Source organism: Nostoc flagelliforme FACHB-838, assembly GCF_014698065.1.
Lineage (GTDB): Bacteria > Cyanobacteriota > Cyanobacteriia > Cyanobacteriales > Nostocaceae > Nostoc > Nostoc flagelliforme_B.
On record NZ_JACJSI010000071.1, the window covers coordinates 1 to 22,514 of the forward strand.

Annotated in this window: 16 protein-coding genes and 2 pseudogenes; 10 read left to right on the top strand and 8 right to left on the bottom strand. The window is 39.5% G+C overall.

The genetic code is table 11. The annotated features are described in order from the left end of the window. Nucleotides 1-116: 116 nt before the first annotated feature. From H6G97_RS25690 to H6G97_RS56065, 3 genes and pseudogenes are all read left to right on the top strand, one after another. A pseudogene (locus H6G97_RS25690) lies at nucleotides 117-335 on the top strand (IS630 family transposase); the annotation flags it as partial. A gap of 117 nt (nucleotides 336-452) precedes the next feature. Beyond that, on the top strand, nucleotides 453-947 hold the full coding sequence (locus tag H6G97_RS25695) for a transposase (protein ID WP_190943440.1): 495 nt from the start codon (nucleotides 453-455) through the stop codon (nucleotides 945-947). A 300-nt stretch (nucleotides 948-1,247) separates the two neighbouring features. Continuing rightward, a pseudogene (locus tag H6G97_RS56065) lies at nucleotides 1,248-1,429 on the top strand (hypothetical protein); the annotation flags it as partial. On the opposite strand, the gene H6G97_RS25700 reads toward H6G97_RS56065, so the two are convergent. Next, nucleotides 1,406-4,666, bottom strand: a complete 3,261-nt coding sequence (locus H6G97_RS25700; RefSeq protein ID WP_190943441.1) for a type 2 lanthipeptide synthetase LanM family protein — start codon at nucleotides 4,664-4,666, stop codon at nucleotides 1,406-1,408. The pseudogene H6G97_RS56065 and the gene H6G97_RS25700 sit on opposite strands and share 24 nt — an antisense overlap. 389 nt (nucleotides 4,667-5,055) lie before the next feature. On the opposite strand from H6G97_RS25700, the gene H6G97_RS25705 reads away from it, so the two are divergent. Both H6G97_RS25705 and H6G97_RS25710 read left to right on the top strand, forming a co-directional pair. Then, complete coding sequence (locus tag H6G97_RS25705) at nucleotides 5,056-5,373, top strand: Nif11-like leader peptide family natural product precursor (protein WP_190943442.1); 318 nt, start codon at nucleotides 5,056-5,058, stop codon at nucleotides 5,371-5,373. 510 nt (nucleotides 5,374-5,883) lie between these two features. Further along, nucleotides 5,884-6,225, top strand: a complete 342-nt coding sequence (locus tag H6G97_RS25710) for a Nif11-like leader peptide family RiPP precursor (RefSeq protein WP_190943443.1) — start codon at nucleotides 5,884-5,886, stop codon at nucleotides 6,223-6,225. A 113-nt stretch (nucleotides 6,226-6,338) separates the two neighbouring features. Here H6G97_RS25710 and H6G97_RS25715 read toward each other — a convergent pair whose 3' ends face one another. From H6G97_RS25715 to H6G97_RS25725, 3 genes are read right to left on the bottom strand one after another with little or no spacing between them, the layout of a single operon-like run. Continuing rightward, nucleotides 6,339-7,718, bottom strand: coding sequence for a SagB family peptide dehydrogenase (locus tag H6G97_RS25715; RefSeq protein WP_190943444.1), 1,380 nt, complete (start codon nucleotides 7,716-7,718; stop codon nucleotides 6,339-6,341). A 5-nt stretch (nucleotides 7,719-7,723) separates the two neighbouring features. Further along, entirely contained in the window at nucleotides 7,724-9,967 is a 2,244-nt protein-coding gene (locus tag H6G97_RS25720) for a TOMM precursor leader peptide-binding protein (protein ID WP_190943445.1), read from the bottom strand. After that, complete coding sequence (locus H6G97_RS25725; protein WP_190943446.1) at nucleotides 9,964-11,688, bottom strand: helix-turn-helix domain-containing protein; 1,725 nt, start codon at nucleotides 11,686-11,688, stop codon at nucleotides 9,964-9,966. The genes H6G97_RS25720 and H6G97_RS25725 overlap by 4 nt, the downstream gene beginning before the upstream one ends. A gap of 627 nt (nucleotides 11,689-12,315) precedes the next feature. On the opposite strand from H6G97_RS25725, the gene H6G97_RS25730 reads away from it, so the two are divergent. The 4 genes from H6G97_RS25730 to H6G97_RS25745 all read left to right on the top strand — a co-directional run bounded on the left by H6G97_RS25730 (nucleotide 12,316) and on the right by H6G97_RS25745 (nucleotide 15,281). Then, a complete protein-coding gene (locus tag H6G97_RS25730) occupies nucleotides 12,316-12,516 on the top strand; it encodes a hypothetical protein (protein ID WP_190943447.1) in 201 nt (66 codons plus the stop codon). A 102-nt stretch (nucleotides 12,517-12,618) separates the two neighbouring features. After that, nucleotides 12,619-13,703 (top strand): ISKra4 family transposase gene (locus H6G97_RS25735; RefSeq protein ID WP_242055216.1). Its coding sequence is split into 2 segments (ribosomal slippage): nucleotides 12,619-12,774 and nucleotides 12,777-13,703, totalling 1,083 coding nucleotides; the frame shifts between segments, so codons are not numbered across the junction. Nucleotides 13,704-13,770: 67 nt separating this feature from the next. Beyond that, entirely contained in the window at nucleotides 13,771-14,181 is a 411-nt protein-coding gene (locus H6G97_RS25740) for a transposase (RefSeq protein ID WP_190943449.1), read from the top strand. A 368-nt stretch (nucleotides 14,182-14,549) separates the two neighbouring features. Continuing rightward, nucleotides 14,550-15,281, top strand: coding sequence for a transposase family protein (locus H6G97_RS25745; RefSeq protein WP_190943450.1), 732 nt, complete (start codon nucleotides 14,550-14,552; stop codon nucleotides 15,279-15,281). Between the two features lie 45 nt (nucleotides 15,282-15,326). Here H6G97_RS25745 and H6G97_RS25750 read toward each other — a convergent pair whose 3' ends face one another. The 3 genes from H6G97_RS25750 to H6G97_RS25760 form a co-directional block, all read right to left on the bottom strand. Further along, entirely contained in the window at nucleotides 15,327-16,715 is a 1,389-nt protein-coding gene (locus tag H6G97_RS25750) for an AAA-like domain-containing protein (protein ID WP_242055218.1), read from the bottom strand. 116 nt (nucleotides 16,716-16,831) lie between these two features. Continuing rightward, nucleotides 16,832-17,089 (bottom strand): glycosyl hydrolase family 18 protein, encoded by a 258-nt coding sequence (locus H6G97_RS25755; protein WP_190943451.1) that lies wholly within the window; start codon nucleotides 17,087-17,089, stop codon nucleotides 16,832-16,834. 7 nt (nucleotides 17,090-17,096) lie between these two features. Continuing rightward, complete coding sequence (locus H6G97_RS25760) at nucleotides 17,097-18,008, bottom strand: FG-GAP repeat domain-containing protein (protein WP_190943452.1); 912 nt, start codon at nucleotides 18,006-18,008, stop codon at nucleotides 17,097-17,099. Nucleotides 18,009-19,015: 1,007 nt separating this feature from the next. Here H6G97_RS25760 and H6G97_RS25765 point away from each other — a divergent pair. Next, nucleotides 19,016-21,745, top strand: a complete 2,730-nt coding sequence (locus H6G97_RS25765; RefSeq protein WP_190943453.1) for a CHASE2 domain-containing protein — start codon at nucleotides 19,016-19,018, stop codon at nucleotides 21,743-21,745. Here the strand turns inward: H6G97_RS25765 and H6G97_RS25770 are convergent. After that, the gene (locus H6G97_RS25770) at nucleotides 21,723-22,484 is read right to left on the bottom strand and encodes a DUF928 domain-containing protein (RefSeq protein WP_190943454.1); all 762 of its coding nucleotides are present in this window, start codon (nucleotides 22,482-22,484) and stop codon (nucleotides 21,723-21,725) included. The two genes, H6G97_RS25765 and H6G97_RS25770, sit on opposite strands and share 23 nt — an antisense overlap. Between the last annotated feature and the right edge of the window lie 30 nt (nucleotides 22,485-22,514).

The window sequence follows — 22,514 nt, forward strand, 5'->3', positions numbered from 1 at the left end:
CCAAAGCCAACCCAGAGGCGGTGGCAGAAAAAAAAAGGAGATTGAAACACTACTGGCAAGCAAGCGTTCCGAAATCGAAACCGGAAAATTGAGGGTATTATTAATTGATGAGTATTGACCAATGGAAAATACGCTGCGTTCGTTTTGCACCCAATTGTCCAGAACAAAATCCTATTGAGGATATTTGGTTACAAGCCAAAACGTGGGTACGGCGTTTTTGTGCCTTAATTCCAACATTCTCACATTTGACATGGATGTTTGAATGGTTTATTCGACACACTACCTTTGATTTTGCCACTCTTCAGATGTACGGAGCTTTTTCAAAAATCAAATAGGAGCCCTATAGTTAAGATAGGTAATAAAAAAAAGGGTGTATTTGGAAACTAACTTTTAATATCCACAAAGCAAAATAAGACCCAGTATTACAACAAATCAAACAGGCAGACTTAGAAATGTTGAAAATATCTGCTGCTGCTGGAGAAATAGATTTAAAGTATGTGGATAAATCAGAGTTTTGTGCTTGGTGTGAACCAAGCTATAGCTATTACTTGCGAGGCAAGCAAAAATGTTTAGAACAAAGCCAGTGTTGGGGTCGAAGGTTAAGTATTATTAGCTTTCTTCAACCCTTAATTAGTTTTGTGTACGGTCTGGTAATTGGAGGCATTTCACGCAAATATTATATTCAGATTATGGAGCAAGAAGCAGATGAAGCTGAAAAGTTTGGATGCATGAGAGTCATAGTGCAGGATAACGCCCCAATACATAGGTGCAAAGAGGTACAGCAGTTATGGTCAAAGTGGGAAGACATGGGTTTGTACATCTTCTTTTTACCCAAATATTGTTCTGAGATGAATCCAATTGAATTGGAGTGGCAACGCCTCAAAAAAGATGAACTTGCCTCGAAAACTTTTGAGGATGAGTTCAACAAGTGCCTATGCTGTCATTGATAGAGTTCAAAGAAGAAGAAAAAAGGGAAACTACAGTACGCAAGTGTAAGATTTAACTCTAATCCTTCTGCTTAATTGTTTGTTAAATACTGATAAATAGTCATTGCCGAATGGCACGAAGACTCATGTGAAACCTAGTAAGGGCAAGGTGTTGGGGGTAGGGTATAGGGTGTAGTGTTTAAGATAATTGAATGCCAGGTACGTCAAGGAGTTCAATATCTTTTTAATTCACCACAGCCGACACCCGACACCCTTTCATCCAGGAATACCAGGGATTTACGCTTTTCTTAGTGCCATTCAGTCATTGCCTTTCATGGCAGTGGTTACAAAACCTTTAAAGAATTTTATACACTGGATGTGATGTACTTCAAAGTTGGCATAGAGCATTTCCCAATTTAGTCAGCTACACAAGATTTGTGGAATTGATGCCTTCTCTTCGAGACGCTACGCGAAGGTGTTTAATGTTGTTGTGCTGTTTTTTGCATAGACAACCGCAAAACAGACGGCAACAAACTGGGATAGGCAATTCGTAAGAGTTGATAACCAATGCCGGTAGCGCCATGAAAAAACCCAGGGTTGTAAACTTTTGGTGGTAAATCGGGGAAAAGAGTAAATGTACCTTGAGCTTGGACTTGGGTGAGTATATGGGTAACTGCTTGATGAACATCCTCTAAAAGGTCTGGTCGGTTTAGCTTTTGGGCGGCTACCAGCAAAGTCTCTATCCGACCTAAATTACCCCAGCAGAGATTATCCACATTTGAGATCGCAAATTTTATAGTGGTTTCTAAGGCAATAGCAATCTCCTGACGAATTTCTACAGTATCCAAAACGGATAATCCTCCCAATCGCCCTAATCCAATTCCAGCAGCACCATTTGCCCAACTTACTCTCAAACAAGGTTCTTCAAATCCCAAGTCAGGCCAATTTTGAGCTTCAGTAGAGAAAACACTCTGTTCGTAGGCGATCGCTTCATTTGCTGCATCAAGAAACCGGGAATCTTGCGTTACTGCATATAACCGCACAAGAGCATAGGCGATTCCTGCTGCGCCTTGAGAAAAACCAGTCAGTTGTTTGCCTGCTGAGTTTTTCCAAGCCTTAGGACAATTGTCAGTGCTAGTTTGATGCTGAAGCAGATGCTCACCACAGGCGATCGCCATTTCCAAGGAAGTTGATGCTGGCAGTGCTAAAAGACTAAGAATTGTTCCTGCTGCACCTGCCATAATGTCGAAGGATTTGTCAGCAGCGATCAAATCTGGAGTAATTAGGGCAGCAGCTTTAAGGGCATCTTGCAGTAGTGCTGGTTCTTGCAGAAGTTGGCTAATCTGTGCGAGGGCGTAGGCGATCGAACCTAGCCCAGTAGTTCCACTCATCCCCACTTGCCTTGTCAATCTCGCTGCATTTTCAGGGTTTGAATCTTGAAGAACTTTGCATAGAGGCTGTAAAGTTCTTAAAGCTAACTCATGCCACTCTGAGTTACCTGTAACTTTTGCCAAAGCTGCGAGGAATAGAGCGACACCAGAACTACCATCGTATAAACTAACACCCAGACTTTGAAGCTGGAAACCTTGGGTGTTAGCTCTGTATTTCAAGCTTATCCAGCTAACGCTGCCATCAGCGGCACAGATCGCACGTTGTCGCAGATATACAGCTATAGTAATTGCCTGTTGCACTAACTGTTCTTTTGTCAAAGGCATTACTTCTTTTGCAGGAGTGCTAACTACCTGAAAAGAAACCAGATTCGGTTCCCTCACAAACCGTGAGTAGAAAGAACCCCTGATGATTTCTATTTGTTGAGCCAAGTCGGCTTCATTCAAACTTGAAAGCCGCCTCAGCACTCGCTTGAAGCTTGGTTCTTCAAATAGTTCTGGGATGATTACACCTTTGGGTAGCTCAAGGCTATCGCTTGAGGATAAAACAGTAAATATGGGGATGTCTGATTGTTCCACAGCTTGTAATTCAGCTGCCAGTATCGACCAGAAGACAGGCTTTTGTTCCCACGTTAGAAAAGCTCGACTCAAAACATCAAGGGCAATACTGCGGTCAATACCAAATCGCAATAAACTTGGAGCATAAGAGTTTTGCAGAATGCGATGATAAATTCTGGTGGAGCGAAACACATACCGGACTTTCTGATGTGCCAGAATCATTAAGGGACTTGTTGGGGCTAACAGAACTGCTTGATGGGAAAACAGCAGGCGGTACATCTGCTCGAATCCCGCTACCAAATCTTCTAAGTAATCGTCTGGGGAAAGAGAAATCCCTCTGATTGTCGGCACGTTGGCTTCCTTAAGGACAACTGTTTCATAACCCACATTCATCGCATCTGTGTTGATATTTTGTATACGAGTAGTCAACACCTTTTGCTCCTCAACTCCTCCCAAGCCACTAAGATCGACTGTTAACTGGTCATTTTGGAATATGCCCCACTGGGGTAGAATCCAGGTACGTAATACTGATTCCGCTAGCTGCTTTTCTACCAACATTGTCGCATCAGACTCGCTCGAACCCATACTTTTATTGCGATGATGCAATAGGGTTTCTAGATCCACTAATACTGGCTGTTCTCCATTGGCAATTAAGTTTCCAGAGTGGCAGTCTGTCCCTTCTAAGGTGTGGATTAGGCACAGCAACATTCCTGAGCGTTGGTAAAAGCGTCGAACAGCGCTTTCATCTTCACAAGGCTGCGATTCCACATATTCCACCCAACCGTAGGTAGAACGGTTCAGGACTTGGATAACTTTGAAGGGTAAAAGGGTAGTGTGGCTGTTGCACCATTCCAGAAAAGTATAATAAGCAACATCTAAGCCAAAATCTTTGGGTTTGTAAACTAATTGCATTCCCGTGTCAAAAGTGAGGGCAATCACAGATCTTCCCCGATTGTGGGGATCTGACAAGCCTGGTTTTACCGCCATAACTTGCTTTAATGGTGTGTCTCCCCCGAAGCATTGCTCAATATCAGACCAGTCTGTTGCTAATGAGTTGAGGAATTCGGTGGTGGCTTCTACCCAGAAATCAATTGCAGTGGCTACTAGTCGTCCCAAGACACTATATTCCTGAAATAACGACAGTAAGCCATCTTGAAATAATTTATCAATAAAGGCATAGTACTTTTCCTTGCTGTTAGGACTCTTGACGCAGAGTAATAAGAAGTCGCGCACGGCGTTTCCCGATGAGCGAAATGTTGAGAATTCCTCCATCAGAGTCGAAGAACACAAAACGCTAAGTTGTAACACAAGCTCTCGCTCTAACGCTGCCATTGCACTATCTGTCAGTAATTTTAAGCGATCGCCTACTTGTGCCAAAAGTAGTTGTGTTGCTACTTGCAAGCAGGGAACATAGATTGGCTCAAAAGGAACCGGCTTTTCTGGGTTCAAGTAACGGTAAGGATACCAATGCTTGTCTCCAAGGTTCTGTGCAGTCTGGATTACCTGTTCGAGAGTAGTTGCCCATGAGGGTAGCGGTTGCTGCTCATTAGAGTAAGCATTAACCAACAGAGGGCGAATAGTGTCAATGTCTAATCCGAGGCACGCTAAACGCCTCTGGAATTTGGCTAATTTGCCCTGAGCCACAACCTGACACCATCGCTCTAAGCGTTCTGAAATCTGTGTTTCATCTTTGTCAGTGACTTGAGAAAGAGAAGAATTATTTAAACGTTCTGCTAGAGTACTAGCTTTAGCAACAAGTGATGTTAGCTCTAAGGTGTAATTATGTGGTGACATAGGCGATTGTTTACACAATACTATTAAATACAAATGCAACTTTACAAAGGAAAATTGACTATTTTCATCTTCTAATACCAAACCTACACCTGAAAAGCACCTATTTTCTAGAGACGTAATTTCGGCAGGACTCTAAATTATATGTTGTTTTTCAAGAAGATTACAAAAATAAGATTTAGTCTATTTATTTATAGTATTGTAATTAATGTATTGTGTTTATTTGCCTAATTATTAGTTTTTTGAGTATTTACTGGGCAAAACTCAATTTTTATGAATAATTTACCAAATTAAGTATTAAAAATACTCCTGAACTAATCTAAGTTTTATGAATTGACTTATTGAATATTTTTTAATAGATTAAAAATGTCAAAGTTAAGGAGATTTCTGTTATGAGTACACAAGCTGTTAATCAATTCTTGCAAAAAGTCACTGAAGAACCACAACTTCAACAGGAGTTCGCTAAAGCCCTAGAAGCAGGAAACAACCTACAAGCTGCTACCAATTTGGCTGCCAAACACGGTTATCAATTTACTCCCGATGAACTTCAGGCAGAAATTCAGAACCGCCAGAGCGAATTTCAACAAAGACAAAATGCAGGAGAACTGAATGAGGAGGAACTAGAAGCTGTTGCAGGCGGATTATGTACTCCTGTTATAGGAATAGTTGGTGCAGGAGCCAATCTAGTAACTAAGCTCATTGACAAGTAAAAAGGATAGACCTTAAACTTTGGTCAATTGAGCCAGACAATACTTTATTCCCTTTCTTGAACTTGCGTTAATAAAGGGATTTTCTACATTCAATATTGTGGTACTCAACCTATACCATTATTAGATTTTAGATTATTGTGACTTACGCACACTCTACGAATTATCGGCGTTTTTAGGGCCTTTACAGGGGTTATACAAATAGGATTTAGTTTAATTATAGCATTGTACTTAATATGTTATTTGTTTAACCGCCTTTGGGTTAAAGTTCTCTGCAAATAATAAGCAGCGTGTTTTGTGTCGGGGTTTAAATCCCTGTCACAAAACGTAATTGCGAATTGGTTTAAAAACCTCATTATTAAATTATTAAACAAGCCTTAAAAAGACTTACTTTTTATGAAAAAATTCCAAGTTAATTACTAAATTTTATCCTGAACAAACCTTAATTCTGGAGCTATTTGTTTTCATATTTTCTAATAAAATAAAAGTAACAACGTTAAGGAGATTTCTGTTATGAGTACACAAGCTGTTAGTCAATTCTTGCAAAAAGTCACTGAACAATCACAACTTCAACAGGAGTTCGCTAAAGCTCTAGAAGCAGGAAACAACCTACAAGCTGCTACCAATTTGGCTACCAAACACGGTTATCAATTTACTCCCGATGAACTTCAGGCAGAAATTCAGAACCGCCAGAGCGAATTTCAACAAAGACAAAATGCAGGAGAACTGAATGAGGAGGAACTAGAAGCTGTTGCGGGTGGATTTTGTACTCCTGCTGTGATTGGAACACTTATTGGTCCTGTAGTCGGAGGAGCAACCAAAGTAGCAACTCACATCGCTGAACAAAATAGTTAAATGAAAAGGATACACCTTAAAGTTTGCTAAATTTAGCCAAACAATACTTTCTTCCCTTTCCTAACATAAGTTAAGGAAAGGGATTTTTTCCATTCAATCTTGTGGAAGTCAACTTACTGCATTGACTTACTACCCAACATAAATTCTCCTACTGATGACTCGGTGTAGTAATCAGTAAGTGCGGCTTTAGCAAATAAATCGGCATTACCTGAACCTAGAGCGCAGGGAGCAAGATTCATGGCAGTTGCTACCAGGTACATAGTTTGGTACAAAACACCGACATGTTTGAGGATCAGTGAATAGGCGATCGCTTCATACTTCCATGACAACCGTTGAAATCGGGCAGTGAAAACAATCAAAACCTGTGGTATATCCTGCTGCCCACTAGCTCCCCAAGCATCCTTGAGCAGTGCTTCTACATCTTTGGTTCTCTCACAAAGCTGTTCTAGTTGATGTGCTAGGGGATTGTAATAATACAGTCCTGAACTAATCCCATAACATGTATTAATAACAAGATAAAGTTCCAATTCGTACAATCCACCCCCAGATGGATAAGGACGGCTGCTGTATTCTCCATTGAGGTTTTTGACTCTGGCAGTGCGATAAAGAAACTCTCCTAACTGTTGTGCAGTAATAGGACAAGAGTGATAATTTCTGATTGAATGTCTTGACTCCAAAACATCTGTCAAGGGAATATCAGTAGTTTTGAGGCGTTCAAGATTGGGTTGATACAGTTGAACCACAGTTTTTGACATTGGGGGTTTTACAACTGGCTGTGGCTCTATTTTTCCTAAGAAACGATAAGTACCCCCGGTAGGATTGGTATGTCTTCCCTGACGGCTACGGGTATGAAAGAGTAAATCATGAAAATCCCATTGAGCAAGAGTAGTATTTTCAACCTCTTTGTATGTTTCTTGTGATAACATTTGGGTAGCCAAAAGTAAGCTGATAAATTGTTGAGCAATCTCAAATGTGATGCCAGGAATTTCTAATACTAAATTACTACAAGATTGAGATTGAGATAGCTTTGCAATTATTGCTACACCACGCCAATCTGATAAAATCACTTTGGCTTTGGACAAGGGTGATTCTAATACCATTTGCTCTTCTACTTGGTGGAGATAGGCAAAGCGAGACAAGGTGAAATGTTCTTGCCAATTTACAACTGGAGCAGAAAACTCGTACTCGCATTGAAGAATAGCAGTAGCAAAAGGTAAGACTGAATGACAAATCCAGCCTAAACTGATGAATTTTTGCAAATAGGAATGGAACTCGAGCATTCCATAAATTCCATCAGCTTGCTGCACCAGTTGTTTGAGTTCAACCGCAGTGCCTCCAGTATCGTAGAGAGTTTTCAAAGCTACTCGCAAGCCAGAGGCAGGTTGAGAAAATGTCAATTTGCGCGTACTGCTTTGGAGAATAATTTCCTTATTTTGCGGTAATTCGACTAGAGAAATGTCCTTTCTGAAGGAGAGGGTAAAAGCTTCGGACATATCTATCAAAAAGGCATTGAGATTTTATTCATTTGTTCCTCTAATAAAGGTGCTGGCAGCCAGCCCATTTTTACTGGTACGTCGTAAAGTCTTCCAGAACCAAACCGAGGCAAAAAATGTCTTAATTCTGGTACAATTACCTTCACCACATTCAGTCCAATGTCTGGACGAGTTTGATCCAGCACCAAAGTTTCTAAATTATGCTGCTTGGCTATTGCTACACATCTGAGTACATCTTCTTGAAGATCGTCACTGTAATGTTGCGGATAATCTGTGTAAACTTTTGGCGCAAGGTGATTTGGTGTTAGGTAAGGTTGATTTGCGATCGCCGCAAATGTTAGCCATTCGTGGAGTTCCCCTTCAGTCTTTCTTGGGTATTGTGTCTCAACTCTTGTCAAGAATTGGTTCATTTCCGTCACAGCCCGCAATAACGCTATTTTGGCATCAAAATGACATCCGTAGCCTGCGACAATTTTCTCAGCTTCATCTGTGCAACGAGAAACTGCTGCAAAGACAGGAATTTCCAAATCAGATGTCAAGTCAAGTACCCAAAATTCCCGTTTTAGGCTTTTGTAATAAGCTTGCAATTCTAGCAGATAGGGGTCTTGAAAACTAGCTAGGTCTACAGCAGGACGATTCAGGCGATTGTACCACCAAATACTGACACTATCCCGCTCGACCAATTCCATAAAGCCTTGAAGAATGGCTTCTTCCAAGGTATTGCCAGCAGCGTTGCCGTTAGAGTTGGCAAAACCAAACAAATGATCTGGGGGTAGAGGATAATTGTAGTAGCATAAAGCTGTGGGCAAATATCTAAAGGTTTGTTGCGTTAAAGACCAGACTGGAGTCCACTCAATTTCCTTAGTTTCGTCAAAGGGTTCTGGGATAAAATCTACCCCAAATTTCTGATTCAAGACTGCACGGTTTTGGTACTGGATTGGACTAAATTGCAGACATACAGAAGAATGAATCGCGGATACCAACTGAGCATAAGTACTTTTGACCCGGATTTCGTCACCTTGATAAACTCCACAATAGCGTTCGATCGCCTCACAAAAGCCACTAGCTCTAGCTTGTTGATCGGTCTTTCCCTTTCCGGCTGCTTTATTGTGTAGTAAATGACGCAAGCTTTGTAGATCGGTTGCAGTACCAAAGTTGTGGACAGCTAAATAGCTATGAAGCAAGTTACTATTAGACTCAGAAGTACGTACCAAAGCACTGACGACACCTGTAATTGGGCTAATGTGATGCTCGTAATGCTTGAGAGTTTGCTCTGGGGAGAAAATTCGATGACCACCATCAGTAGTAAACTGCTTTTTACGACTTGTAAGAATAATCGGTTTGGGTTTATCTTGTCGATAAATATCTCCACAAACAGCGCATTGAGGACGTTTGGTAAGGATATGGGTTTGTAGTTCCAGCTTGGCTGAGTTAAAAGTAATAACTTTGCCTTCCAAAGTAGGGATTGAGTTTTTTTGTATGTCTTCAAGAACAATCCACTTGAGAATTTCTGTCGCTGCAAGGTTTAGCCCAATTTGGAGTGTGGAGGGCAAAATGGCACGGGAGGTGGGAATACTCTCAAGAGAGCCGAGTTGTTGTCGGATTGCGGTTTCAACTTCCCGATTACCATAAAGACGTTGGGCTAAACATTGCCAACAACCTGTTCTGCCTGGGTAAAAAATCGGGCCTATCCATAGTTCAACCCCAACAGGCTTGACCAGTACCCACGGTTGGTTGGCATCAATGGCTGCTTGATTGAAATCACGCAAATCTGACTGTAGGTAATCATTGGTTAACACAACTGCTAGGGATTTTAAACCTTGATGCGATCGCGAAGAACGTACTTGAATACCTAGAGATTCCAAAGCAACAATCAAAGGCTCAGTTGGTACATTGCCAAAGGAAATTACAGATACAAAAGTTTCCTGCAAGCCGTTGAAGGACACTTGGGGGTCTATGTTGAGTAGACTCCAGAATGCTGCAACTTCTGGGGAAATAGAATCGACAGCTTCTGTAATGTAATCTTTGCTTTTAAGCTGGTTGAGAGCGTAGTAAATGCTAGTAAAAGGAATTTTATTATTTAACTTACTGATTATTTCTTCGACACTATGATTACCATCCAGCATAGAAGCTAGTTGACAGTAAAGACTTCCCTTTAGGGCAATATAAGACTGTTCACTTAATAAGTAAACAGTCTCAGGTGGAACAATTTCAACGTGAAAATGAGGTTTAAATCGTGGTTTGTTCATGAGTTCGTAGTAGAATAAGCAAAAACTGACTTAGCGATCACAGCACCAGTCAAGTTGACATCGTGTAAATTTATATTCTGTAAATACGCTTGCTGAACATTTAAATCAGAAAAATCATAGCCATTTAAATTTGTCTGAAGTTCACAAAGGAGATTCAGGATATTTCCGGCAGCATAGCCGGATTCTTGCGAAGAGTATACTTGCAGTTTTGACAGAATTTCCTCAAGCCGAATTTCCAGATTAATTTTATTTTTAAAAACAGCTAGCAGTCTATGTAAAATAGGTTGAATGATGAAATTAATTTGAGTGTTTCTAATATAATCTTTAGCCTCAGCCTTGAGCAAAGCATGGCTCTTGAGCAAAACTAGTTTCCCAGTCTCAACTTCTTCACAAATCCGCTCAATCAACAAGCTACTCATATATTCCATCAGCAATGACTGCAAATAAAAATGGTTTTCCCTCGTTTCGATCAATGAACGCTGAACCAGAGAATTCAAAATTTTTATTAAGATTTCTTGAGATAAGACCGGATAAATATCTGATTGCAATTCCCCAATAGAAACTGGTTCTCGATTAATTGCCAACCAGTACAAAATGGTGTTTCCTAACTCTGATAATCGATTTAGGTGCTGCTGTAGGAGAGCGCGAATTTCATCAATAACTAAGGTATTATATTTAATAAATTCCCCTATGTTGCCCTCAAATAATTGTTGAATTACTTCTGCCACCATCTTTAATGCCAGTGGATTACTTGAATATTTTTTAACTAGGACTGTACATTCAGCATCCAAGTTGCAGCAACAACCCTTAAGTTGAAGTATCTGCAATCCAGCTGATACATTTAAACCGCGTAAATTAAAGCAGCGAACTGGCATGGTTTCCCCTTGCATTACAAAAATTTCTTTAGGTTTTTCCCGGCTGATGACTACCAAGCAGCTGTTGTGGCGGCATTCTCCCAAGCGTCTGAAGAAGTCGCCATAATCTTCATAATCTTGTTTGTAAAAGCCCGTACAGTCACCACTGCACAAAATCGTCTCAACATCATCCAGTATTAATAAACATCGATGGTTTCGTAAATAATTAATCAGGAGTGAAATTTTTTCATCTACGGTTGCTGGTAAATCTGTTTCCTGAATGTTGGCAATAAATTGGAGTAAATATTCTAGAATCTGGTTTAGGGATGGGGCATTACGTAGCGATCGCCAAATGACATAATCAAATTGCTCTTGAATTTGTTCAGCTAATTTTACAGACAGATGGGTTTTGCCAATTCCCCCCATGCCTACAAGCCCTACTATGCGGCAGCGCTCAGTAACAATCCATTGTTCTAGCTGAACCAGTTCATTGCTGCGACCATAGAAAATTGAAACATCAGGTGCCTCGCCCCAATCTTGGCATCGGTCGGTCAGATAGATTTGGTCTTGATGAATGACTCCGCTTTCATGAGACACTAAACCCGCTTGCCGCTCAACTGCGGTGCGAAAATTGCTTTTTTTAATCTTTTCGCCAAAGATATCTGAAAGTAGTTGCCATAATTTAGGGCCAGCATCTTGCTTAAGGTAATTAGGGGAATAACCGTTTGTTTGTGCTATCTGGTCATAACACTGACGTGTCCCAGACCAGGCTGCCTGAATTATTACCTGTTGAACGTCACTTAGATGTCTACCCTTCTTTGCGAATATTAAGGCATCAGTAAAGTTGAGAACTTCTTCAACATTCATAGATTTTCCTTTTGTTAGAATTTGCTATGGCAATCCTAAATCAGAAACAACGTCTAAAATTGTGCGACTTAACAGATAATTAGTACCATTTATTTACACAATTTTAGGTAATCACTTTGAATGTCTCAAACTAAACCAAACAATAAATACCGATTTTTTCGTTATTTATTAAATTTGGTTAATAGTAAGAGTAATTTAGATGCATTTGGACTGAATTAAAAAGTATTTAAACTCACTCAATGCAGAATTAAAAAAAGAACAATGGTTGCTCAATTGTCAGCAATTTTCTCCGAATAACTATTTACATTTACTATGATTATCGAAATAAAACTAGAATACAATTGGAAAAAGTCAGGAAAATATTTTATATAAAATTAGGTATTAAATTAATCGAAGATAACAAATCAGGATTGATAGGTAAGAAATTAAAAAAAATAGGAATAAATCAGGTTAAGAACCTAAACGACGAGAAAATGTACTTAAAGCCAGCAAATCTCATTATGAAAATTCCTGACTTGAGGCTCATGTTTCCTCCGTGCAATTGGGCTAAAAAGCTCGTATCATAAGCCTTCCTGTACAATAAATCCAGGTTTTGGATATCTGAATCTATCCCACTAATACCGAAATATGGTAATTTACTTCTGGTATGATAAGGGTGTATTTATATATATCAATGAATTGGCGTTAGCGGTAGCGGTGCGGAACACACGTCGCAGTTGGTACAGATGTGCCTACAGCTTACCTCTACACTTTCCATTCTTTGTGATTTCTGTAGACCCACAGGGGAGCATCCCAATTTGGCAAGAAGACCAAAGAAAGGAAAAATAATTCGCGATGATAACTCGCGAATTATGGGGGACTATACGAATGCTGTCCATAGCTGAGAAAATTATGGCAGTCAGAAAGTATGGTTAAAAGAAGGATAAAACAATGACCCCAGAAGATAAACAACTTTTAGAAGTCCACATCAAAGAGATAGCCAAAATCCTTTATAAAAATACCCCACCCGAAAAAATCGAAACATTTGAGGGCATCGAAACATCTGTACGCGATCAAGTTTTAGAACATATCAGTCCGAAAATCGCCTTTTTTTTGTCGGAGAAAAGACTGCAACAACAAAGGGGAAAACACGGACAATAAGGAGTTGTGTTGGTAAGATTAAAGTCACAAATGAGCAGGCATCTCGTCTGGGAATAGAACCGTATCGCCGATTTAGCCCATTGCTTGAAAAGTGCTGTTTGTTACTTGCAGCCAACGAGTCATTCCAGGACGCAGAGAATGATCTTAAGCTTCTAACAGGGATAGAAGTTGGTCATAGTACACACCATCGCCAAGTCAAAAGAGTAGACTTATCTCCCCCGAACGTCAAACAGAAATTAACAGAAGTCTGTTTAGATGGTGGAAAGGTGCGACTTCGTTCGGAAAAAAAAGGTCAGCCCGCTTATTGGAAAGAGTATAAAACGGGACGATTGCAGGGTATTTATTACGGGGCATTTTTTCCAGATAATCTCTCTTTAACTGATTGGGTCAACAGCCAAAACATTGGTAAAATTCTTTACTGTTTGGGAGATGGACATGATGGGATTTGGAATTTATTTGCCCAAATAGCTCGCCCAGAATCTAGGCAAGAAATTCTAGATTGGTATCATTTGAAAGAAAATTTGTATAAAATACAGGCTCCTAAAAAATTTCTTGTAGACATTGAGGCTGAACTTTGGCATGGACAAGTCGAACAAGCAATTATCAAGCTCAACAAAAGTAAATGTGTAGGAGTTACCCAATTTACAAATTACCTACGCAAACATAGACATCGTTTGGTGAATTATATGTACTTCCAAGCCGAGCAATTAAGCTCGATTGGTTCTGGAGCAGTAGAGTCAGCCGTTAAGCAGATCGATAAGCGACTACAAATAGTTGGGGCGCAGTGGAAGTATGATTTCATACCATATATGCTCTCTTTGCGTTGTGCTTACTTAAATGGCAAACTAGCTCCCACTACCTGTAATGTCAAATAAATCCCACAAAAAGGAACAAGATTGTTATTCGCGAGTTATCATCGCGAATATGTTTGTGTGGTTTTGTATGCCCAGACCAAGAGCCAACGATACAGAACTTGATAAATTAGCTCGATTTGAGCGGATTAAAAAGGCGATTACAGCTTTAGAAAAACAACAATCACTTTTATTAAAGCAGAGTAATCTTGCTCCATCTGGTGCTTGGGTAGCGCGTTACCAAGCCCGCCAAAATCTGAAGAAGTATTGGTACTACAAATTACAAGCTTCTACTCCTTGCTTACCTCAAGCGACATCTTCAAAACTGAGTAAATACAAGCATTTAGGCAAAGCTGGTACTCCTGAACATATTGATGCTGTTATGTCTGTTTTCAGACGTTCTGTTTGGGATGAAATACAGAAAATAATTGATACCCTTGATGATTGTCTACTAGATATTAGTTCTGGTTCTGAGCAAGAAGAGGAAGATCCACAAGATTGAGTCCCCCTTATTATTCGCGATGCAATCTCGCGAATAATCTGGATTCTTTTATTTTTGCCAAATTGGGATGCTCCCACCCACAGTATGGATATTGCACAGTAGATTACCTCAATTTATCCCTCTATTATGTAACGCCCCACATACGAGTCTCGGTAAGCTATTTAAGTATTAATTTTGAGTTATTTGTATTATTTTTTTTTATACGTAAACAAGTGATTTAGCGATCACTTGTTTTTTTCCGACATCACAAAACGCGTTACTTCCAATTTATGGCTCTCCCAAAGTTTGAATGATAAATTAATAGACATCTCCAAAATAGTATCATTCTATGATAAAAGAACATTAAAGAGTGATTTTGGCACAGGAGTATGAGCAATATACTGAATTACATTGAAGAGAATCCTAAACAAACACAAACATTAATAGGACTGGAATATGAACAGTTACAACAATTAATCTTAAACGCGGAACGTCTATATCATGAAAAAAAAGCTTCATTAGAATCTAAGAAAGTTAGAATTATTGCTGGTGGAGGAGGTCGTAAACCAAAATTATCTATTCCCGAACAAATCATTTTAACTTTGGTGTATCTCCGGCATCTAACAACCTTCCAACTTCTAGGTATTCAGTTTGAAGTAAGCGAGTCTACCGCCAATGATATATTTAACTATTGGTTGCCTAACTTACGAGAATTACTACCATCCAGTTTGCTTGAACAAGTAAAAAAAAACGCTTCTGACTATGAAGTAGTAAAACAAATACTCACAGAATATGAATTAATAGTAGATAGCTATGAACAAGTCAGAGAAAGACCTGGAGACAATAATGAACAAAAGAAATATTTTTCAGGTAAGAAGAGTAATCATACATTTAAAACTCAAATGATTATTTTACCTGATGCTAGTGATATCGTTGATGTTGTGGCAGGTGAACCTGGACCAAAAAGCGATATAACAATGTTTAGAGAATATCGCTCAGAGTTTGATGCCAAACAAAAAATTAAAGGAGATAAGGCATATATTGGAGAAGATTTAATTACAACCCCAATTAAGAAACCAAGAAATCAAGAACTAACAATTGAGCAGAAAGAACTTTTATAGCTAGTCTTGGAGAGTCCAATTTATTTCTACGTGACGGATAGCTACTTACAACACTCTGTGGAAATACTCACGGTACAAATTGCATCTAGGCATTACCTGATTGTCCTGTTGCTGCACTAATCCCATACTGTGCAACTTATAAATCTGCATTGAATTTAATTCCACTGGTTCAAGTGAAGTGACCACCTTTTTCAACGCTTCTTTTAAACCTTGAGTTTCTTCTGAGTGCAGCATTTCTAAGTATGATCGCAGATGGTTGCTGTAAATTCCTGCTTCTGTGGAAGCATCTTGTAATAGCTGCTTTAGCGTTGCCTTTGCAGTGTAAACTTCGTACATTGCTAACCGTAGCAGATAAGGATGTCCTCCCACTATATTCATTAGTTCCTTTACTTGAGTATCATTCCAATTCAGTCCATGAACGTGAGCCAAATCTATCACCTGCTTGTGGTCAAATTCCAGCAACGGCACTGGTAGCCCCGCATTAAAGGGAGATTGGTTCATGTCTAAGGGAATATAAACTTCGGTAGAATGTGCCATTACCAGCCTTAGTTGTTTCCATTGCTCAGAAATTTTCCCTTTCTCATGCCAGCTTCGCAGCATCCCGAAAAAGTCTTCAATCACTTGGTTATAAGGAAAAATCCGATCCACTTCATCTAATCCTAATACCAAAGGACAATCTATTTCTGGCAATAAATATTCCTCAAAGTACACTGTGCAGTTATCATTGCTCCCTAAAATTTCTGTATCCCAATAATCTTTTAATCGATTTTCTAACTTTAACTTCCGACCAACCATTAAACACAACCAACGCACGAACTTGTCTAAATCCGTTAAAATTGCTCGCTCTACACTACTTAAATCCAAATATACCGTTTGATAATTCTGGGATTCAGCATAAGCGAGAATCCTGGTAAGCAATGAAGTTTTGCCCATCAGCTTCGGTGCTTTAATCCGAATTAAGGAAGCGGGTTTGACAACTGTCTCGTAACAAACAGATTCTAGACCATCTCGCTCCACATAAAAAAGAGAACCCAGAGGAACTGAACCGTCTGGAAACGGTAGCTCTGCTAACGGGGATTTTGGCTGCTTGACATTGCTATGAATATGTGGAGGTAATTGCCTTTCCCAAGCTCTCTCCAGTGCTCCTTTAAAATTAGTCTTTGTTACTTCTTCCCCTAACGCCTCTGAAAGCTTTCGCCACAGATGAGGACCTACATCTCCTCTGAGATAGTTTACAGAGAGATGGTACTGCTCTGCCATCTTTTCATAAGTCAGACCCGGCCACGAGCCTTGAAGCACGTCTATTTCAATATCTTTAAGGTGTTCTCCAAGATTATTGAAGACAATTTGCTCGGCAACCTGTTTAGCTTTTTCCCAGGTAAAGGCTGATTTTGAGTTCATGAATGCTAAAGAGATAGCTGTTTTTGTTACCATTTTATAGTTTTTATTTCTTAGTATAACTAACCGCGAAGGGCGCAAAGGACACGAAGTAATAAGAGTTTCAGAGAGTTCTTGCGTAAATCCTAGTTATATTACACTCAAGTTAAGTTCTACAACAAATTAGCAGCAGCAATATTAACTAATGAATCAGGATCAGTAATTGGCAAGTCACCAATAAGTTGCCAGAAAAACATTCCGCCTAGACCTTGTTGTTCAACATAATTAACTTTTTCCAGGACTGATTGTGTATCTTCATAAGTACTAAACTCTTGTTTTTGAGAATTATAAATATAGGGAACTTTAGCGCTATCATCCCAGTAATATTGATATCCATTTGTACCCACCTGATCGTGGATATCTCTATACAAAAGTGAATCATTTCCCGAGGTAGCACTTTGAAACTACAAAAGTTTCGCTAAAAGTTCCATTACTTTGACCCAGAGAGACAAAGACATTATCATATCCAAAGCCAACAATATCTGCGCGACCATCACCGTTGACATCAGCGAGTTGACGCGGATATTTGTCAAAGCTAGTCCATCCCCCTTTATTGACGGTAAAATCATCATTTTTCGCTACAAAAGCTTCGCCAAAAGTTCCATTACTTTGACCTAAAGATACATAAACAGCATTATTTGCCAAACCAATAATATCTGCGCGACCATCACCGTTGATATCAGCGAGTTGACGCGGATATTTGTCAAAGCTAGTCCATCCCCCTTTATTGACGGTAAAATCATCATTTTTCGCTACAAAAGCTTCGCCAAAAGTTCCATTACTTTGACCTAAAGATACATAAACAGCATTATTTGCCAAACCAATAATATCTGCGCGACCATCACCGTTGATATCAGCGAGTTGACGCGGATATTTGTCAAAGCTAGTCCATCCCCCTTTATTGACGGTAAAATCATCATTTTTCGCTACAAAAGCTTCGCCAAAAGTTCCATTACTTTGACCTAAAGATACATAAACAGCATTATTTGCAAAACCAATAATATCTGCGCGATCGTCACCGTTGACATCAGCAAGTTGACGCGGATATTTGTTAAAGCAAGTCCATTTCCCTTTCTTGACAGTAAAATTATCGTTTCTGGCTATAAAAGCTTCACTAAAAGTTCCATTACTTTGACCCAAAGATACATAAACAGCATTATCTGCAAAACCAACAATATCAGCTCGACTATCACCGTTGACATCAGCAACTTGGCGTGGATATTTGCCAAAATTAGTCAATTGTGGCAAAAAACTAAACTTTTTAATAGCTAACTTTTTTGTTCCGTACATGATGATAACAATGCTCCCTTCAAAAAGTTACGATCACTGCACTAAGTAAGATACTCTGCATTGGGGCACTGGAGGCCGCAGCTACAGAGACAAAATCTACCTAAATGGGTTTCAGACGCTTGAACCTATCCCACTATTCCAAAAAACCCTACTTCGTTTCGTAAAATGTGCTTGAAAACCTTAATTTTTCGTTTTCAGTTCTCAATAAACTTAAGCTTTGTAGCACAAATATTATTAGTGGGATAGGTTCTTGATTTTCCATAAGTCTGCAAAGGCGGATTTCGTTTTTATAGTCATGATTTATAATCACCTATTTCATGTTTAAAGACTGTTTAAGTGTTGATATTTTTTGTTGACCATTTTTCGTTTATCTTACCTATTAGTTGGATTTTTAGTTCATTGTTATATTTTTATTGATTTTTATGAAAAAATTGCTTTTAAAAGACATAAATTTAGACGATATAATATTAATTATATATTCTAAAAAGATATAATAGAAATTTTTTCAAGATTAGAAAAAATATATTAGGCTCCTTTAATTAGTAGTTACTGGTATTTGTAAGCTTATTCAACTCATACCCACTATATTTATGCTAAATTGTGAATAATACAATAAGAAAAAGTCAGATGTTTGTCAATTAATTAGTAATACTAAAAAATCGAAAATAGGGAAAAGTCAGGTAAAGTCAGTTGAGGAAAGAAAAATTATACTATTTTTCTCTAGGAATGCTAGATAATAAATTATTTATATGCCTGTATTATGAACTTAAGGATTCAGGTGTTTCAAACCTAGCCACAAAGAGGGTTTCAAGATTAGCTTTCTAGTTTAGTCAAAACCTTATTTGCAATAAGCTATGAAGTTAAAACACTTTTTGAAACTTTATTGAGAAGAGGATTTTCTATCTTTTTTGTACAAACGCCTATAAAACAATAGTTTGAGCAATTTTGATCTGACCTGAATCCTTGCTTAAAACTAAATATATTGAAAAATGTAAAGGACAGCTTTGATGACAGCAGCTAAGTCAAACTTTGAATATCAAATTGGAGGGAGCCTTGAGAGTAGCGCTCCTAGCTATGTGAAACGATATGCTGATACAGAATTTTATGAAGCCTTAAAGTGGGGTCAGTTTTGTTACGTGCTGAACTCGCGGCAGATGGGCAAGTCTAGCTTGCGAGTGCAGATGATGCAAAGGCTACAAGCAGAAGGAATCATCTGTGCGTTTATTGATTTGACAGGAATGGGAACACAAGATGTAACTCCAGAAAAGTGGTATGCTGGGATTGTCCAATCTTTGGTGAGTAGTTGCCAACTGCACTCAAAAATTCAATGGCGGAGTTGGTGGCGTGAGAGGCGAGATTTGCTTTCACCAGTGCAGTGTTTGAGCCAATTTATTGAAGAAGTACTGTTAGTAGAGACTAAGCAAAATATAGTTATTTTTATCGATGAAATCGATCGCGTCTTAAGTCAGAATTTCTCACTAGATGATTTTTTTGCTTTAATTAGATTCTTCTTTCAGCAACGAGAAGTTAATTATGAATATAGGCGTTTGACTTTTGCACTATTAGGGGTTGCAAATCCTAACGAACTGATTCAAAATAAGACCCAGACACCATTCAATATTGGCAAGGCCATTGAACTGCAAGGATTCCAGCCTGATGAAGTACAACCATTAATAGATGGTTTGAACCAGAGAGTAAGTAACCCCGAAGGGGTTCTCATGCAGATACTAGAATGGACAGGTGGGCAACCGTTTCTCACGCAAAAGCTGTGTCAGTTTATAGTTTTGGAGTCAACGGCTCAAAAATTTTCATCGGTTGAGCAAGTAGTAAGGTTGCACATTGTTGAGAATTGGGAATCTCAAGATGAACCTGAGCATTTGAGGACGATTCGGGATCGCATTTTGTACAGAAATGAAAAACGTACAGGTAGATTATTAGAGTTATACCAGCAAATTTTACGTCAAGGAGAGATTTCTGCTGATGGAACTCCTGAACAAATCGAATTACGGCTGTCAGGGTTAGTAGTTGAGCAACAAGGCAAGCTCAAGGTATATAATCGCATTTACGAAGCTGTATTCAACCACAGTTGGGTTGAGCGTAAATTAGCAGAGTTGCGACCCTATGCAGAAGCGATCGCAGGCTGGTCAGCATCATCTTGCGAAGATGAATCCTACTTATTGCGAGGACAAGCTTTACAGGATACCTTAGCTTGGGCATTAGGTAAAAGCCTTGGCGATTTAGATTATCAATTTTTAGCTGCCAGTCAGGACTTAGCCAAACGCCAAGCCCAAATTTCACTGCAAGCACTAGCACAAGCTAATAAACTTTTGGCACAAGCTAGACAAAAAGCCAAGCCAGAAGTTTTGCAACGGCGAATTGGCTTATTTTGGATACCACGGATTGCTATATGTGTGACTGCACCTATTCTACTGCTGCGCTTTGGTGGGCTGTTGCAGGGTGGCGAGTGGAGTCTACTTGACCAATTTTTTCGCTGGCGACTGTTGCAAGAGTCACCAGAGAAACGGATAGCGATTGTCACTATTGATGAAGAAGATATACAAAAGGTAGGAAAGTGGCCTATCCCCGATCGAGTTTTAGCTAAGGCAATTGTTAATATTAAAGCCCAAAAACCTAGAGCAATTGGTTTAGATATTGTTCGAGATTTGCCTGTAGAACCTGGGTATCAGGACTTGGTTAACATCTTCCAATCAACTCCTAACTTATATGGAATTGAGAATGTTGGGGGAAGTAAGATTGATACCATTGCCCCTCCTCCCGCTCTTGACCCAGAAAGAGTGGGCTTTGCCGATCAGGTGGTGGATGCAGATGGTAAGGTGCGTCGTGCATTATTATTAGTACTCTCGCAAAATGAAACACGCTACAGTTTGGCAATGAAACTGGCGCTGCACTATTTAGAGAATGAAAAGATAACCCCAGAATTGGTTGATAACGACCCCCAACGTCAAAGGTGGCGTTTGGGTAAAGCTGTTCTTGAGCGGTTTGTGGGTAATGATGGAGGCTACGTCCATGCAGATTCTGGAGGTTATCAGATTTTGCTGAACTTTAGAGGAAATCAGGAAAATTTTGCTACTTTCCCTTTAAGGGATATCTTGGAAAAGACCATTCCTCCTGATAGTTTACGCGATCGCCTAGTTTTGATTGGCACTACTGCTGCAAGCATTAAAGATGTATTTTATACGCCCTATAACAGTGGTCTATTTAGTTCTTCACAGCCGATGAGTGGGGTGAGTGTTCATGCCAACATTATTAGTCAAATAATAAGTGCTGTTGTTGATGGCAGACCTTTGCTTCGTGTTTGGCAAGAACCTATAGAAGGGCTGTGGATTTTAGTTTGGGCGGGATTAGGAGCATTAGTTAGCCGACAGTTGAGGTCTTCAATCGCGATCGCTGTTAGTATAATCTTTGCTGGTGCTGGACTTTTGGGGATTGGCTTTTTAGCCTTTTGCTTAGGCTGGTGGTTACCCATCATTCCCTCGCTGTTAGTGTTTTTGGGATCAGCAGTCGCCTTAGAGTTGGTTACTCACAAGCAACTTGAAAGACTCCAATTCCATCATACTTTGGCACTGCTTTTAGAAATGTGCCAAGACCATCCCCTTGCTGGAGCAATTGCCGTTGAATACCTCAAGCAGTCAGAAAGCCGGGAGAATCAGGCTTTTATCGAGCAGCAGTTACAAGAAAAACAGTTAACAACTTCTACAATCGAAGTGGTTGAGTAGCGATCGCTTCTAGCCCTACCGACTTAAGAAAGTTAGTCCAGATATCTGCTATGACTTGATCATTAGGTTGAGCATTTCTGATTTGAGCTAGATTAATAACAGCATCGTACCAAATTCCTTGTTTACTGTAAGCATCTGCCTGCTCCAAAGTTGTCTTCGGGTGACTCTGGAGTTGAGGTAAAACCACACGGCGTACCCACGAGGTGATTACTGGATCGTTAGGGTTGGGTTTTTCCCCACATATCAATACTAAAGACCACTGATAATTTTTGCCTACTTCCAGAGGGGGGAAGCTATCTGCTAACTTGATGCTAATAATACCAGGTTCACCTTTAATAGGAATAAAGCTTTGAGAATGAAGCTGATTGTCTTCTGTCATCAAGCTTAAGACTACTTTCTTGGCAGATGTTTGCGGTAGATACACTAAAAATGTCGGATGCTCTGCTATAGTCAACCCATAGTTGTTGTCAGTAGGAGCAAGAAGCATCAAAGGGGTTTTATTGGCTGAGGTAGTGTTTAATGTTGCATCTTGAGAACATTGCAAATTACTACGCGATCCACCCGATGATGTAGATTTTGGCTTATCTTGATTTGGTGGTGGTTTAAATATTATCCGTTGGGGTTTTGAGCGATTAGTCGGCGTTGGAGTATTTGCAGTTGATTGGGCAATTATTGGTTGCGTCCCTATAAGAAACAACCCTATCGTAATTAGACCAATCAACTGTTGACTATTTAACATAGGTTATCCTTTAGTAAAGTCTAAGCTCTA